Source organism: Candidatus Allofournierella merdipullorum (genome assembly GCF_048426865.1).
Classification (GTDB): domain Bacteria; phylum Bacillota; class Clostridia; order Oscillospirales; family Ruminococcaceae; genus Allofournierella_A; species Allofournierella_A merdipullorum.
On the sequence record NZ_DBFNWJ010000047.1, the window covers coordinates 17,508 to 32,195 of the forward strand.

Below are 14,688 nucleotides of genomic sequence, written 5' to 3' on the forward strand. Positions count from 1 at the left end.
TGCAAGCAAACGGCGGTATGCTATACTGAAAGTTGAGATTTTCGGCGCCCGGCCCGTCCGCGGCGCCTGACAGGGAGGGCTTGGTTTGGCAGACTGGTTTCAAAGCGGAACGCTGACCATGGTATTCAACAATTTCCGCGCCATCACCCAGGACCCGCGCAACATCCTGGACATTCTGATCGTCGCCTTTGTGGTGTACGAGGTGATCGCTCTGGTGCGCAAGACCCGGGCGGCGCAGGTGGCCAAGGGCGCCGTGGTGCTGCTGGTGGGCTATGCCGTTGCCTACGCGCTGGAGCTGCGCACCGTGACCTATTTGATGAACGCGGTGCTGCAGATCGGCTTTCTGGCCCTGATCGTGCTGTTCCAGCCGGAGCTTCGCCGGGCGCTGGAGCAGGTGGGCCGCACGGATAAGTGGGCGTCGAACTTGTTCCACAGCCGCCGCTCCGACCCCAGCCTGCGGGGCAAGTGGCAGAACGCCTGCCTTGCCATCTGTGACGCCGCCGAGCAGCTGAGCGATACCAGCACCGGTGCGCTGATCGTGCTGGAGCGCGGGTCCAACCTCTCGGAGATCATCCGCACCGGCACGCCCATCAACGCCGACGTGAACCCGGAGATCCTGGGCACCATCTTCTACGAAGGCACCCCCCTGCACGACGGCGCGGTGGTGGTGCGGGACGGCGCCCTCAAGGCGGCGGGATGCGTTCTGCCCCTGTCGGACAATCTGGAGATCGGCAAGGACATGGGCACCCGCCACCGGGCGGCTTTGGGCATGAGCGAAAACTCCGACGCGGTGGTGGTGGTGGTCAGCGAAGAGACCGGCATCATCTCCATGGCCAAGAACGGAGTGCTCATCCGCCGGCTGGACCGGCAGAACCTGTTCAACCTGCTGCAGGAAGAACTGGTGCCCCCCGAGGAGAAGGAATCCAAGAAGGCGCTGTTCTGGAGAGGAAAACATGAAAAGAAGAAAAATTGATCGTTCTTTTTTGAACAACCGGGGCGTGAATATCCTGCTTTCGCTGGTCATCGCCCTGCTCATCTGGACCATCGTCACCGTTTTCATCGACCCCAACCAGGACACCAAGCTCAAAGGCGTGCCGGTGAACTTTGAACAGGACAGCCAGATGTACACCAGCCTCGGGCTGGACATCATCAATGACCCCATGGCCCAGGTCACCGTGGACCTGGCGGGCAACGGCACCGACGTCTACGGCCTCACCGCGGAGAACGTGCTGGTCTATCCGGATTACTCCATCGTCAAGGGCCCGGGCACCTGGGAACTGAACCTGCTGGTGCGGGTGCTGGGCAACAGCGCCTCCCGGGTCAGCGCCTCCACCACCGATACCGTGACCGTTGTGTTCGACACCATCGAGAGCAAGGAATTCACCGTTCAGGTGGAGATGGACAGCCAGATCACCATCGCCGACGGCTATGTGCTCCACAGCACCACCGCCGCGCCCTCCATCGTGACAGTGCGCGGGCCGGAGAGCGAAGTGGAAAAGATCGGCAGCATCGTGGCCAAGGTGCCCGGCAGCACCGATCTGGAGAACCTGTCCACCAGCAAGATCGCCACCGTTACCCTGGAGGTGCGGGACGTGAACAACCAGCCCATGGACCTGGAATTCTCCAGCCTGGACAACTCCATCGTGGACGTGAACCTCACCGTCTACCAGAACGCGGAGCTGCCCCTGAGCGTCAACTTCATCAACTACCCGCCCAACTTTGATCTGAACTCTCTGGACTACACCCTCAGCCAGGAGACCATGGTGGTCTCCGGCCGCTCGTCGGTCATCCAGAACCTCACCGAGATCACCGTCAGCGACTTCGACCTCTCCAGCTTCCAGCTGGACAAGGTCTACCAGCTGCAGGTGAACCTGCCCAAGGGCGTGGAGAGCCGCGACAACATCAGCACCGTGAACCTCACCTTCAACACGCAAGGGTATGCCACCAAGACCATCAACGTCAGCCAGATCCGGGTCATCAACCAGCCGGCCAACATGTCCATCACCGCGCTGGACTCCCGCATCAGCAGCGTGACGCTGGTGGGCCCCGAGGAGGAGCTGGAGGCGCTGAGCCCCAACAGCGTGGTGGCCGTGGTGGACGCCGCTGACATCCAGATCGCCGAGGGCCGCGAGAAGCTGGCCGCCAGCATCCAGATCCCCGCCTCCACCACCATCTTCGCCACCGGCAGCTACTCGGTGGAGTGCCAGGTCAGCGCCAGCGGAGCGCAGGGCTGATGCTGCTGGTGCGAGGAGTACGCCTGTCCCTGAACACGCCCCGGCCCGAGGCCGAGGCGACGGACAGAGCGCTGAAGATCTTAAAAGTACGCCCCGGCGACGTGGCCGGCGCCGGCGTGGCCCGCCTTTCGGTGGACGCCCGCCACGGCCGGCCCTCGCTGGTGTATACCATCGGCGTGCGCCTCAAAGACGAAGGTGCGGAACTGGCTCTGGCCGGTTCCGCGCCTTGTGTTGCATTGGCCCGCCATGCCGAATACCGCCCTCAGCCCGGCGGCGCGCCGCTGGAAGATCCGCCGGTTGTGGCGGGCCTCGGGCCTGCGGGCCTGTTCGCCGCGCTGGCGCTGGCAAGGGCGGGTTACCGCCCGCTGGTGCTGGAGCGGGGGCCGGCCCTGGAAAAACGGGTGGCCGCGGTGGAGCGCTTTTCCGCCGGCGGAGCGCTGGAACCCAACGCCAACATCCAGTTTGGCGAGGGCGGCGCGGGCACTTTTTCTGACGGCAAGCTCACCACCCGCATCGGGGACGAGCTTTGCGGCTTTGTCACCGACACCCTGCTGGCCCACGGCGCGCCCCCCGAGATCGCCTGGCGGCAGAAGCCCCATGTGGGCACCGACCTGTTGCGGGGCGTCATTTCCTCCATCCGCGCCGAGATCGAGGCCCTGGGCGGGCGGGTGCTCTTTGAGACCGCCCTCACCGGTCTTGTGACCAAAAACGGGCGGCTGACCGCCGTGAACACCACCGCGGGGCTCATTCCCTGCCAGCGCCTGGTGCTGGCGGTGGGCCACTCCGCCCGGGACACCTTTGCCATGCTGGCCGAAAGCGGCCTGCCACTCTCGGCCAAGCCCTTCTCGGTGGGCTTCCGGGCCGAGCATCTGCAAACCGACATCGACAAAGGCCTCTACCACGCCGCCGCCGGCCATCCGGCGCTGCCTCCCGGCGAGTACCAGCTGAGCCACCATGTGGGCAAGCGGTGCGTCTACACCTTCTGCATGTGCCCCGGCGGCCAGGTGGTGGCCGCGGCCAGCGAGGAGGGCGGCGTGCTCACCAACGGCATGAGCTACCACGCCCGGGCGGGCAAAAACGCCAACGCGGCGGTGGTCATCAGCCTGGACGGCTCCGACTTCGGCGGCGACGCCATGAAGGCGGTGGCCTTCCAGCGGCAGCTGGAACAGGCGGCGTTCCGGGCGGGCGGCAGCGATTATACCGCCCCCGCCGAGACGGTGCAGAGCTTCTTGAAAGGGGAGGGGACACTGCGCCTCTCCGCGGTGCGGCCCACCTACGACCGGGGCGTGCGCGCCTTTGACCTGGGCAGCCTGCTGCCCGGGGAACTGGCCCAGGGCCTTCGCACCGGCCTTGCCGCCTTCGACCGCAAGCTGCCCGGCTACGCCGGACCGTCGGCAGTGCTCACCGGCCTTGAGACCCGCACCTCCAGCCCCGTCAGGCTGGAGCGGGGGGCCGATTTCCAATGTACCCTTCTGCCGGGGCTTTACCCCTGCGGCGAGGGAGCGGGCTATGCCGGCGGCATCATGAGCGCCGCGGTGGACGGCCTGCGGGTGGCCCGGGCCCTCATCGAGGGCAGCGCCCCCACGGAATAAACTCGTTTTTTCGCCCCTTGCGGGCGCACATCTCCTTTTGAAAGGCAGGTGGCCGCCATGGCCGAAAACCAGAATCCCAGAGATCCTTATCAATACGAGCGCATCCTGCGCCAGAAAGTGCAGCAGACGTTTTCGGAACAGAAAACCTCCGGCGGCCAGAACTCCGATTCTACCCGGGAACTGGTGGAAAGCATCCATGAGCTGGGCAAGGTCATCGCCAAAGAGGTGGGCGGCGCGCTGGGCGACGCCACCCGTGAAGTGGGCAGCGCCCTGAGCGACGCGGCGCGGGAAGTGGGCAAAAGCGCCGCTCGCAAGCCGGCGCAGCACAGCCAGGCCCAGCAGGCGGCCCGGCGGGCGGGGGACGCTCTCGCTTCCAAGGTGAACCATGCGGGTTCCAATCTCTCCTCCGGCCTGCGGGACGGCCTGTGCATCTTCGGCGGCACGCTGGCCGTCTGCTGCGCGGTAGCCACCGGCCTCATGGCGCTGACCGCGGTCTTCAGCCTCGCCTTTTACTTTGAAGTGATCGGCCTTATCTCCCTGGTGTTCTTTCTGGGCGTCACCGCCGCTTTCGCTTTCGCCGCCCGGTGGGCCTTCGGCCAGCCTGCCCGCCGCGGGCGGCTGCGCCGGTACCTCGCCGCCATGGGCAGCGACCGCTCGGTGCCGCTGCAGCGCATGGCGGAGGCTGTCCGCCGCCCGGTGAGCTATGTGAAAAAAGACCTGGACCGGATGATCCGCCAGGGTTGGCTGCCGGACGCTTTCCTGGATGACGATGACGACGTGTTCTTCATCAGCGCCGCGGAGTACCGCGCGCTGCAGCGGCGGCAGGAGGCCGCCGCCCGGGCCGAGGCTGCGCCCGCCGGCGCCAATGAGCTGGCGGAACTGATGCAGCAGTGCGCCGACTTCGACTTTTTGCTGGGCGAGCACATCGCCTCCATGACCGACCAGCCCGAACTGCGGGACAGCCTTCTCCATATGCGCGTCACCGCCGCCGACATCCAGAACTGGGTGAAGGCCCACCCGGCCAGCGCCGGCAAGGTGCGCAAGTTTGCCCGCTACTATATGCCCACCACCCTCAAGCTGCTGCGCACCTACGCCGACGTGAAGGATCAGCAGGGCGAGGCCGCGGGCAACATCCGCCAGGAGATCGGCGGCATCCTCGCCACACTGAACACCGCCTTCGACAACCTGCGCAACGACCTTCTCACCGACACGGCGCTGGACATCTCCAGCGAGATCAGCGCCATGCAGACCATGCTGGCCCAGGACGGGCTGGCGGAATACCAATCTTGACCATAAGGAGCTCTGGCCCATGAATTTCCGCACCTGGCAGGTACCAACGCCCGACGAATCGACCGTGGCCAAGCTGGCCGCGGCCATCGGCGCGCCCGGCCTGCTGGCGCGCATCCTTGTGACCCGGGGCCTCTCCACCCCCGAAAAGGCCATGGCCTTCCTCACGGAAGATGCCCCCTTGAGCGACCCCTTCGCGCTGAAGGATATGGACAAGGCCGCGGCGCGTATCTTAAAAGCGGTGGACGCGGGCGAGCCCATCGTCATCTTCGGTGATTACGACGTGGACGGCGTCACCGCCACCGCCCTGCTTTTTGAGCATCTGCGGGGCATGGGCGCCAGCGTGCGCTGCAAGCTGCCCAGCCGGGACGAAGAGGGTTACGGCCTCACCGTGCCCATCGTGGAGAGCCTTGCGGAAAAGGGCTTCAAGCTCATCATCACCGTGGACAACGGCGTTTCCGCCGTCGGGGAGATCAAACGCGCCGCCGAGCTGGGGCTGGACGTGGTGGTCACCGACCACCACCTGCCCGGCGAAACGCTGCCCGAGGCGGTGGCGGTGGTGGACCCCGCCCGCGCCGACGACGAAAGCCCCTTCAAGTGCCTGTCCGGCGCGGGGGTGGCTTTCAAGCTGTGTGCCGCGCTGGACGGCTGCCCGCCGGAGGAACTGCTGGAGCAGTGCGGCGACCTGGCGGCCATCGGCACGGTGGCGGACGTGATGCCCCTCACCGGCGAAAACCGCACCATCGTCAAGCACGGCCTCGCCGCGCTGGAAAACTGCGAGCGGCCGGGCCTTGTGGCGCTGCTGGAGGGCTGCGGCCTGGGCGACAAGCCGGTCACCTCCGAAAACATCAGCTTTGCCCTGGCCCCGCGGCTCAACGCCGCCGGCCGGATGGAGACCGCCTCCACCGCGCTGCAGCTGCTGCTCTGCGAAGATTTTGAAAAAGCCCAGGCCCTCACCGACCGCCTGAACCAGGCCAACGCCGACCGTCAGGCCGCCGAACAGGCCATTCTGAACGAAGCTGAGGCTCAGATCGCCGCCGACCCCTCCCGCCTGCGGGACCGGGTGCTGCTGGTCTGCGGCGAGGGTTTCCACCCCGGCGTCATCGGCATCGTGGCCAGCCGCCTGGTGGAAAAATACGGCAAACCCACGCTGGTCATCAGTGTGCAGAACGGCGAGGGCAAAGGTTCCGGACGCAGCGTGCCCGGCTTCAACCTCCACGGCGCCATCAGCGCCTGCGCGCCGGTGCTCATCCGCTTCGGCGGCCATGCCATGGCGGCGGGCCTGTCGGTGACGGAGGAGAACATCCCCGCCCTGCGCCGGGCCATCAACGACTACGCCGCCAAAGAGTACCCCGTGATCCAGACCCCGCCCCTGCGCCTGGACGCCGCTGTGCGTCTGGACGCCCTCACCGTGGCGGATGTGGACAGCCTTTCCTACCTGGCCCCCTGCGGCCACGAAAACCCCGCTCCGGTCTTCTTCCTGGGGGACGCGGTGGTGGACGGGGTGTTCCCGGTGAGCGAGGGCAAGCACAGCCGCATCCGTCTGCGGCAGGGCGGCGGCAGCATCTTTGCCGTCTGCTTCGGCACCAGCCCCGCCCAGCTGGCCTATCAGCCGGGGGACCGGGTGGACGCGGCCCTGACCCTCTCGGTCTACGAGGGCAAAAACGGACCCCAAATTTCCGCCCGGGTGCGCTCGTTGCGGCCTGCGGGCTTGCCCGACGAGGCAGTGCGGCAGGCGACCCTTTACGAAGCGTTCAACAACGGCGCATCCCTCACAAGCGAGGAAAAGCGCCTGTTGTTGCCCGACCGAGGGCACATCGCGGCACTCTACCGGCTCATCCGGCAGGGCGGCGTCTCGGTGGATGACCTGCTGCCCCTGCTGGCCCGCATGGGCCCGCAGAACACCGGCCGCACCCTTGTGGGCCTCAAGGCCCTGCGCCAGCTGGGTCTGGTGCAGGTGCAGCGGGAAAACGGCGCCCGGCGTCTGGCCCCGGCGGCGGTGGAAGGCAAAAAAGACCTTTCTGCCGCACCCATTCTGAAAGCTCTGGAGGCATGATCCATGGCAGACTACATCACCTACGCTGATTTAAAAAAGGCGGTCACCGACACCGGCCGCCCCTACGATCTTGAAATGCTGGATAAGGCCTACGCCCTGGCGGACGCCGCCCACGCGGGCCAGTTCCGCCGCTCCGGCGAGCCTTACATTTGCCACCCGCTGAACGTGGCGCTGCTGCTGGTGGAGCTGGGCATGGACACCGAGAGCCTGGCCGCCGCTTTGATGCACGACGTGGTGGAGGACACCGCCACCGCCCTGGAGGACATCCAGTCTCAGTTCGGGCCGGACGTGGCCCGTCTTGTGGACGGCGTCACCAAACTGACCAAAATCCAGTTCTCCAGCGTGGAGGAGCAGCAGGCGGAAAACCTGCGCAAGATGCTGCTTGCCATGAGCCAGGACGTGCGGGTCATGATCATCAAGCTGTGCGACCGGCTGCACAACATGCGCACCGGCGACGCCTGGCCCGAGCAGAAGCGGCGGGACAAGGCCCTGGAGACCATGGAGGTCTACGCCCCCATCGCCCACCGCCTTGGCATCAGCAACATCAAGGAAGAGCTGGAAGACCGCAGCCTGCGGTATCTGGACCCGGTGGGCTACCAGGAGATAAAAGACCTGCTGGCGGGCAACGGCGGCGAGACCTTCGTGGCCGAGACCAGCCGCATCATCCAGCAGCGCCTGGCGGAGAACGGCATGGAGAACGCCGCCATGAAGAGCCGGGTGAAGAGCGTCTACGGCATCTACCGCAAGATGTTCATTCAGGACCGGGACTTCGCGGAAATTTACGATGTTTACGCGGTGCGCATCATTCTGGACACGGTGGCCGAGTGCTACAACGCCCTGGGCATCATCCACGATATGTACCACCCCATCCCCAACCGGTTCAAGGACTATATCTCCACCCCCAAGCCCAACGGCTACCAGTCGCTGCACACCACCGTTATCGGCCACGAGGGCATCCCCTTCGAGGTGCAGATCCGCACCCGCGAGATGGACCAGATGGCCGAGTACGGTGTGGCTGCCCACTGGAAGTACAAGGCGGGCGTGCAGGGCTCCGACCGGCTGGACGAGCGCCTGGCCTGGGTGCGTCAGCTGCTGGAGAGCCAGCGGGAGAGCGACGACGCGGGCAGCCTCTTGCAGGACATCAAGGGCGACCTGCTGCCCGAGGAGGTCTTTGCCTTCACCCCCCGGGGCGACGTCATCAACCTGCCCGCCGGCGCCACCGCCATCGACTTTGCCTATGCCATCCATTCGGCGGTGGGCAACCGCATGGTAGGCGCCAAGGTGAACGGGCGCATCGTGCCCATCGACCACAAGGTGGCCACCGGCGAAATTATCGAAATTCTCACCGGCCCGGCGGACAAGGGCCCCAGCCGCGACTGGCTTAAAATCGTCACCACCAGCGAGGCCCGCAACAAAATCCGCAACTGGTTCAAGAAGGAGCGGCGGGAGGAAAACATCCAGGAAGGCCGCGAGGCACTGGAAAAGGAGATGCGCCGCAACCTCATCAACGTGCCCGACGACCAGTGGGACGATTTCATGGCCGAAATTGCCCGCCGCCAGCGGCTCAACTCCGTGGAGGAGATGTACGCCGCCCTGGGCTACGGCGGCCTGCAGCTCAGCCGTTTGATGGGCAAGGTGAAGGACGAATACGCCAAGCTCAAGGCCGCCCAGCCCAAGGCCGCCGTCCTGGCGGACATTCCCATCAAGACCACCAAGAGCACCGACGGCGTGGTGGTGGAGGGCATCGACAACTGCCCCGTCAAGTTCGCCAAGTGCTGCACCCCGCTGCCCGGCGACGAGATCGTGGGCTTCATCACCCGGGGCTTCGGCGTGTCCATCCACAAAAAGAGCTGCCAGAACGTGCAGGCCAGCCTGTCCAACCCCGAGAACCGGGGCCGCTGGGTGCCCGCCCACTGGGAGGCCAGCGAGCAGGAGAACTATCAGGCCACCCTGGAACTCATCTCCATGAACCGGGACGGCCTGGTGGGCGATGTGGCGGTGGCTCTGGGCGAGCTGCGGGTGCCCATCTACGCCATGAGCGCCCGCGCGGTGGACAACGGCCGCGCCGCCATGAGCATCACCCTGGGCATCTCCAACACCGAACATCTCAACAACGTGCTGGCAAAGCTGCGCAAGGTGCGGGACGTCATTCAGGTCATCCGCATCTAAAGGCCGGCGCGAAGGAGGAAAGAAACCATGCGAGCTGTCATTCAATGCGTGCGCAAAGCGGACGTGTCGGTGAACGGGGGCGAGCCGAGAGACATCGGCCCCGGTATCGTCATCCTGCTGGGCGTCAAGGATACCGACACGCTGGACATTGTGCCCAAACTCGCCGAAAAATGCGCCAATCTGCGCGTTTTCCCGGACGAGGAGGGCAAGCTGAACAAGAGCGCCGTGGACCTGGGCTATTCCGCCCTGGTGGTGAGCAACTTCACCCTCTACGGCGACACCAAAAAGGGCAAACGCCCCAGCTACATCACCGCGGCGAAACCGCCCCTCTCCATTGATGCCTACGAGCTGTTCCTGGCCGAGATGGAAAAGCAGGGCCTGAAAGAGGTCAAGCACGGCGAGTTCGGCGCGGATATGCTGGTGAACATCGCCAACGACGGCCCCGTGACCATCGTCATCGACACCGACCAGTGGTGAAACGCCCTGCGTCAAAAAAGGAGCCACCCATGAAAGTATTCCATCTCAACGGCCCCGCCCCCTTGGAGACCAACAGCTTTGTGCTGGTGGGCGAGGGGAACAAGGCCGTGGTCATCGACCCCGCGCCCGGCCTTGCCGCCTTTGACAAGCTGCTGGAAGGGGAGGGGGCCTCGCTGGCGGCCATCCTGCTCACCCACGGCCACTACGACCACATGACCGGCCTGACCGCGCTGCAAAAGCGCTGGAACTGCCCGGTGTATCTCGACCCGGCGGACGCGCGCGGCACCCAGCTGATGCCCGCCGGCCCCGGCACCCTGGGCTACACAGACGGCGAAACGCTGAATCTGGCGGGCCTTTCCATCACCCCCTGGCACACTCCAGGACACAGCAAGGGCAGCTGGGTGCTGCTGTGTGAAGGGCTGCTCTTCACCGGCGACACCCTCTTCGCCGGCGACGTGGGCCGCACCGACCTTGCCGGCGGCAGCTGGGAAGAACTGTGCCAAAGCCTTGCAAAGCTGCGGGCGCTGCCCCTGCCGGACGACACCCAGGTGCTGCCCGGCCACGGCCCCTTCTCCACTCTGGGGGAAGAAAAGGCCTCCAACCCCTATCTCAACGTCAAGGAGAACTGACATGAACATCTGTGTCCGGGGCCTCGCCTCGGTCTATGAGCCGGAAAACGTGGCCCGGCTCTTTTTCGCAAACGCCCGGCTGGTGCGCCGCCTGCCTCAGAAAGAGGACGCGGTGCTGGCCCGGGCGGGCCGCCGCCTCGCGGCAGGCGTGCGCCTGGGCGGCAAGTGCACCGTGCTGTACGCCCCCGCGCCCGCCGACGAAAAGCAGGCGGAGTACGAGCTGGCCAGCCTTGTGTATGAGCTTCTGAAACAGGTCACCGGCATCCGCCCGCCCTGGGGCAAGCTCACCGGCGTGCGCCCGGTGCGCATCATCCACGACCGCCGCGCCGCCGGTCTCTCCGAAGAGGACATCCGCCGGCTCTTTTTGGAAAAATACGACTGCAGCGAGGAAAAATTCCGGCTGGCAAAGTCCATTGCCGACCTGCAACGGCCCATTCTGGCGGCCCGCGGGGCGCGGGACTACAGCCTTTACATCGGCATCCCCTTCTGCCCCTCCCGGTGCAGCTATTGCAGCTTCGTGTCTCTGTCCACCCAGCGGGAGGGCAAGCTGATGGAGCCCTATCTGGACGCGCTTTGCAACGAGGTGCGGGCCATACGGGACCAGGCGGAAGGCTGCGGGCTGAACCTCAAGACCATTTACATCGGCGGCGGCACTCCCACGGCCCTCTCGGCGGACGGACTGCGCAAGCTGATGGGCACGGTGGCAGAGTGCTTCGACCTTTCCAAACTGGAAGAGTACACCGTGGAGGCAGGCCGCCCCGACTGCACCGACGCCGAAAAGCTGGCGGTGCTCAAAGAATACGGCGCCACCCGCATCTCCATCAACCCCCAGACCTTCAGCGACGAGGTGCTGGCCCGCATCGGCCGCAAGCACTCGGCGGCGGACATCCTGCGCTGCTTCGAGGAAGCCCGGGCCGCCGGCCACGACAACATCAACATGGACCTCATCGCCGGCCTGCCCGGCGACACGGTGGAAGGTTTTGAAAAGAGCCTTTACACTGCCATCTCCCTTTCCCCGGAAAATATCACCGTCCACACCCTCACGCTGAAGCGGGCCTCCAACCTGGTCATCGGCAGCGCCGCCGCCGACTACGGCGATGTGGCCGCCATGCTGGAAAAATGCAGCGCGCTGAGCGAGGCGGGCTACCGGCCCTATTATCTTTACCGCCAGAAGGGTACCCTGCAGAATCTGGAAAACACCGGCTGGTGCAAACCGGGCAAAGAAGGGTACTATAATATCTATATCATGGAGGAAGTGCACTCCATCCTGTCGGCGGGCGCGGGCGGCTCCACCAAGCTGGTGCAGCCCGGCGGCGACAAAATCCAGCGCATCTTCAACTACAAGTACCCCGCCGAGTACATCAACGGGTTTGACACCATCCTACAGCGCAAGGAAGGAGTGAGCGAATTCTATGCCCGCTATCTGGATCCCCAAACGATTGGTTGAGATCAGCCTCATCAACACCGCCGCCGAGAGCGCCCAGAGCTTTGTGCGCCATTGCGAGATGGAGTACGAGGGCCGCATCCACGCGGCGGCCAGCGAGGTGCTGGCCAGCGGCTGCCCCATCGTCATGCTCACCGGGCCCTCCGCCTCCGGCAAGACCACCACAGCCAACAAGCTGGCGGCGGCGCTGCGGGTGCGGGGCTGCCCCGCCCAGGTGGTCAGCCTGGACAATTTCTATAAAAATCTGGACGAATACCCCCGCCTGCCCGACGGCAGCAAGGACTATGAGAACGTCACCGCCCTGGACATGGAAGAGATCCACCGGTGCCTCAAGGAGATCCTGGCTACCGGCGAGACCCTCCTGCCGGAGTTCGACTTCGTCACCGAGACCCGCAAGGCGGAACGGGTGCCCCTGTCGGTGCCCGGCGGGGTGTGCATCATCGAGGGCATCCACGCCTTGAACCCGGAGCTCACCGCCCCGCTGCCCGCCGGCAGCGCCTATAAAATCTACGCCGGCCTGCGGGAGGAATACAGCTACCGGGGCCAGCGCGTGCTGCCCACCCGGGACATCCGTCTCGCCCGCCGCATGATGCGGGACTGCAAGTTCCGCGGCCACAGCATCGAAAAGACCCTGGGCATGTGGGGCGGCGTGTGTGCCGGCGAGGACAAATTCATCAAGGTGTTCAAGCCCGAGGCGGACCTGCTGATGGATACCTCCTTCAGCTACGAAATTTGCCTGCTGGCGCCCTTCGCGGCGTCGCTGGCGGGCAGCCTGCCCCCGGAGCACCCCCTGTGCGAGACGCTGAACAGCCTGGCCGGGCGCTTTGCGCTGGTGGATGCGCTGGACGAGAGCCTCGTTCCCGAGAACTCCATGCTTCGGGAGTTTTTGGGCTGAACGGTTGCGCCGCGAAGGGCGGCGCAGTATAATGAACACAGAAACATCCGGCGTCTGCCGGCAGAAAGAGGTGCACTGCAATGAACGTGAACATTGATATCGACCGCATTCTGGAGGCCGGCGCCAAAGCCGTGGACACTGCCAAAAAGACCGCCGCCGACCTGGCCCGCGAGGGCAAGCGTCAGACCGACCTGCTGGCGCTGCAGGGCAAGAAGTCCAAGGCCGAGCGTCAGCTGGGCGCCCTGGTCTACAGCCTGGCCAAAAACGGCGAGGAGAACCGCCCCCTGGTGGAAAAGTACATCGCCGCCATCGGCGCGCTGGACGACAAGATCCGCGAGCTGAAGAGCCAGCCCGCCCCCGAGGGCGAGGCGCCCATCGATATGCCCGAGCCCGCCACCAAGACCTGCCCTCAGTGCGGCTGCGAGGTGGAAGAGGATGCCCTGTTTTGTCCTGGGTGCGGGGCACAGCTGTAAGCTGGGGCAAAAGGGAAGCGGCAGCGCGGTGGTGCTCACAGTGAGCCGCGGCACAAAACAGCAATAAAATGAAAAAACGAACGGCGGATGGGTGTTTGCACACATTCCGCCGTTCTATTTCGCTCGAATTTTGTTCAGAAGTATGAAAACCGCACCGGCAGGGCAAAAATAGGGAAAAAGGGGCTTGAAAAGCCATTTTCCGTGGAGTAAAATTAGAAAGCGATTAAGGAGGTGAGCCGTTTGGTGGACTTTGAGCAAAAAGAGCACTATACCGCCCAGGATCTGGTGCGCATCGTGTCTCTCCTGCGCGACCCCGTGAACGGCTGCCCCTGGGACAAGGAACAGACCCACCAGTCCATCCGCGCCAACTTCATCGAGGAGACCTACGAAGCGGTGGAAGCCATCGACCTGAATGACGCCCACCTTCTGGAAGAGGAACTGGGCGACGTGCTTTTGCAGGTGGCCCTCCACTGCCAGATGGAGGCCGAGAAGAACGTCTTTGACTTCGACTCGGTGTGCGACGGCATCTGCAAAAAGCTCATCTACCGCCACCCCCACGTCTTTGGCGACACGGTGGCCGAGACCACCGGCGAGGTGCTCTCCAACTGGGAGGCGCTGAAAAACGCCGAGAAGGAGCGCACCACCGCCAAGAGCCGGCTGGAGAGCGTGCCCGCGGCCTTCCCCGCACTGATGCGGGCGGCCAAGGTGCAAAAGCGTGCCGGAGCCTACGGCTTTGCCTATCCGGACGCCGCCGCCGCGCTGGCTGACCTTGAAAGCGAACTGGCCGAGCTGAAAGAGGCCATGGCCTCTGGCGAGGGCGTTCAGTGGGAGCTGGGCGATGTGCTCTTTGCCGCCGCCAACCTGGGCCGCATGCTCGGGCAGGACAGCGAGCTGGCTTTGAGCCAGGCCACCACCCGGTTCCAGAACCGGGTCATCTCCTGCGAGGAGCAGGCCGCCGCCGAAGGCATGGCGCTGGAAAAGGTCTCTCCCGACGACCTTGACCGCTATTGGAAAGCGGCCAAGCAGACCGAACAGACACCAAAGGGATGATCCCCTTTGTGCTGGCATAAATTTTTGGAGGTAAAACATCATGACCAAAGTTGAACTGATCGCGGCTGTCGCTGAGGCTGCCGAGCTGACCAAGAAGGACGCCGAGAAGGCTGTCAACGCCACTGTGGAAGTCATCACCAAGGCCCTGGCCGACGGCGATAAGGTCTCTCTGGTTGGCTTCGGCACCTTCGAGACCCACAAGCGTGCTGCCCGCACCGGCATCAACCCCCGCACCAAGGAGACCATCCAGATCGCTGCTACCACCGCCCCCGCTTTCAAGGCCGGCAAGGCCCTGAAGGACGCGGTGTCCAAGTAATCACAGCGGACCCGATCTTCAACGGCTCTGCCGCCGCGCCGCGGGGCAGGGCCGTTTTCTCTTTCG

The 14,688-nt window shown here is 65.0% G+C and carries 13 protein-coding genes; all 13 read left to right on the forward strand.

The features are described 5' to 3' along the window. Nucleotides 1-85: 85 nt before the first annotated feature. Complete coding sequence (gene cdaA, locus ACMNAY_RS08500; protein ID WP_394967491.1) at nt 86-973, forward strand: diadenylate cyclase CdaA; 888 nt, start codon at nt 86-88, stop codon at nt 971-973. Then, nucleotides 954-2,234, forward strand: a complete 1,281-nt coding sequence (locus ACMNAY_RS08505; RefSeq protein WP_418719101.1) for a YbbR-like domain-containing protein — start codon at nt 954-956, stop codon at nt 2,232-2,234. The genes cdaA and ACMNAY_RS08505 overlap by 20 nt, the downstream gene beginning before the upstream one ends. Then, nucleotides 2,234-3,826, forward strand: a complete 1,593-nt coding sequence (locus tag ACMNAY_RS08510; RefSeq protein ID WP_418719102.1) for an NAD(P)/FAD-dependent oxidoreductase — start codon at nt 2,234-2,236, stop codon at nt 3,824-3,826. The genes ACMNAY_RS08505 and ACMNAY_RS08510 overlap by 1 nt, the downstream gene beginning before the upstream one ends. Nucleotides 3,827-3,883: 57 nt before the next feature. Further along, complete coding sequence (locus ACMNAY_RS08515; protein ID WP_418719103.1) at nt 3,884-5,116, forward strand: hypothetical protein; 1,233 nt, start codon at nt 3,884-3,886, stop codon at nt 5,114-5,116. 19 nt (nt 5,117-5,135) lie between these two features. After that, nucleotides 5,136-7,169 (forward strand): single-stranded-DNA-specific exonuclease RecJ, encoded by a 2,034-nt coding sequence (gene recJ / locus ACMNAY_RS08520; protein WP_394975875.1) that lies wholly within the window; start codon nt 5,136-5,138, stop codon nt 7,167-7,169. Nucleotides 7,170-7,172: 3 nt separating this feature from the next. Beyond that, nucleotides 7,173-9,338, forward strand: coding sequence for a RelA/SpoT family protein (locus tag ACMNAY_RS08525; RefSeq protein WP_394967500.1), 2,166 nt, complete (start codon nt 7,173-7,175; stop codon nt 9,336-9,338). 27 nt (nt 9,339-9,365) lie between these two features. Continuing rightward, a complete protein-coding gene (gene dtd, locus ACMNAY_RS08530) occupies nt 9,366-9,815 on the forward strand; it encodes a D-aminoacyl-tRNA deacylase (RefSeq protein WP_394975876.1) in 450 nt (149 codons plus the stop codon). 29 nt (nt 9,816-9,844) lie between these two features. Continuing rightward, nucleotides 9,845-10,444: an MBL fold metallo-hydrolase gene (locus tag ACMNAY_RS08535; protein WP_418719104.1), complete on the forward strand. Its 600-nt coding sequence runs from the start codon at nt 9,845-9,847 to the stop codon at nt 10,442-10,444. A gap of 1 nt (nt 10,445) precedes the next feature. Further along, nucleotides 10,446-11,891 carry a coproporphyrinogen dehydrogenase HemZ gene (gene hemZ / locus ACMNAY_RS08540; RefSeq protein ID WP_418719105.1) on the forward strand — a complete coding sequence of 482 codons (1,446 nt, stop codon included), beginning with the start codon at nt 10,446-10,448 and terminating at the stop codon, nt 11,889-11,891. Continuing rightward, nucleotides 11,857-12,783, forward strand: a complete 927-nt coding sequence (locus ACMNAY_RS08545) for an AAA family ATPase (RefSeq protein WP_394975881.1) — start codon at nt 11,857-11,859, stop codon at nt 12,781-12,783. The genes hemZ and ACMNAY_RS08545 overlap by 35 nt, the downstream gene beginning before the upstream one ends. An 80-nt stretch (nt 12,784-12,863) precedes the next feature. After that, the gene (locus tag ACMNAY_RS08550) at nt 12,864-13,256 is read left to right on the forward strand and encodes a zinc-ribbon domain-containing protein (RefSeq protein ID WP_394967509.1); all 393 of its coding nucleotides are present in this window, start codon (nt 12,864-12,866) and stop codon (nt 13,254-13,256) included. Nucleotides 13,257-13,499: 243 nt separating this feature from the next. Beyond that, complete coding sequence (mazG, locus tag ACMNAY_RS08555) at nt 13,500-14,306, forward strand: nucleoside triphosphate pyrophosphohydrolase (RefSeq protein ID WP_394975991.1); 807 nt, start codon at nt 13,500-13,502, stop codon at nt 14,304-14,306. 40 nt (nt 14,307-14,346) lie between these two features. Next, complete coding sequence (locus ACMNAY_RS08560; RefSeq protein ID WP_177522596.1) at nt 14,347-14,622, forward strand: HU family DNA-binding protein; 276 nt, start codon at nt 14,347-14,349, stop codon at nt 14,620-14,622. Nucleotides 14,623-14,688: the final 66 nt, after the last annotated feature.

What these genes read in the sequence shown, in the direction of transcription:
- ACMNAY_RS08505 (WP_418719101.1), top strand. Translation starts at nt 954, where the DNA reads ATGAAAAGAAGAAAAATTGATCGTTCTTTTTTGAACAACCGGGGCGTG.
- ACMNAY_RS08510 (WP_418719102.1), top strand. Translation starts at nt 2,234, where the DNA reads ATGCTGCTGGTGCGAGGAGTACGCCTGTCCCTGAACACGCCCCGGCCC.
- ACMNAY_RS08515 (WP_418719103.1), top strand. Translation starts at nt 3,884, where the DNA reads ATGGCCGAAAACCAGAATCCCAGAGATCCTTATCAATACGAGCGCATC.
- recJ (WP_394975875.1), top strand. Translation starts at nt 5,136, where the DNA reads ATGAATTTCCGCACCTGGCAGGTACCAACGCCCGACGAATCGACCGTG.
- ACMNAY_RS08525 (WP_394967500.1), top strand. Translation starts at nt 7,173, where the DNA reads ATGGCAGACTACATCACCTACGCTGATTTAAAAAAGGCGGTCACCGAC.
- dtd (WP_394975876.1), top strand. Translation starts at nt 9,366, where the DNA reads ATGCGAGCTGTCATTCAATGCGTGCGCAAAGCGGACGTGTCGGTGAAC.
- ACMNAY_RS08535 (WP_418719104.1), top strand. Translation starts at nt 9,845, where the DNA reads ATGAAAGTATTCCATCTCAACGGCCCCGCCCCCTTGGAGACCAACAGC.
- hemZ (WP_418719105.1), top strand. Translation starts at nt 10,446, where the DNA reads ATGAACATCTGTGTCCGGGGCCTCGCCTCGGTCTATGAGCCGGAAAAC.
- ACMNAY_RS08545 (WP_394975881.1), top strand. Translation starts at nt 11,857, where the DNA reads ATGCCCGCTATCTGGATCCCCAAACGATTGGTTGAGATCAGCCTCATC.
- ACMNAY_RS08550 (WP_394967509.1), top strand. Translation starts at nt 12,864, where the DNA reads ATGAACGTGAACATTGATATCGACCGCATTCTGGAGGCCGGCGCCAAA.
- ACMNAY_RS08560 (WP_177522596.1), top strand. Translation starts at nt 14,347, where the DNA reads ATGACCAAAGTTGAACTGATCGCGGCTGTCGCTGAGGCTGCCGAGCTG.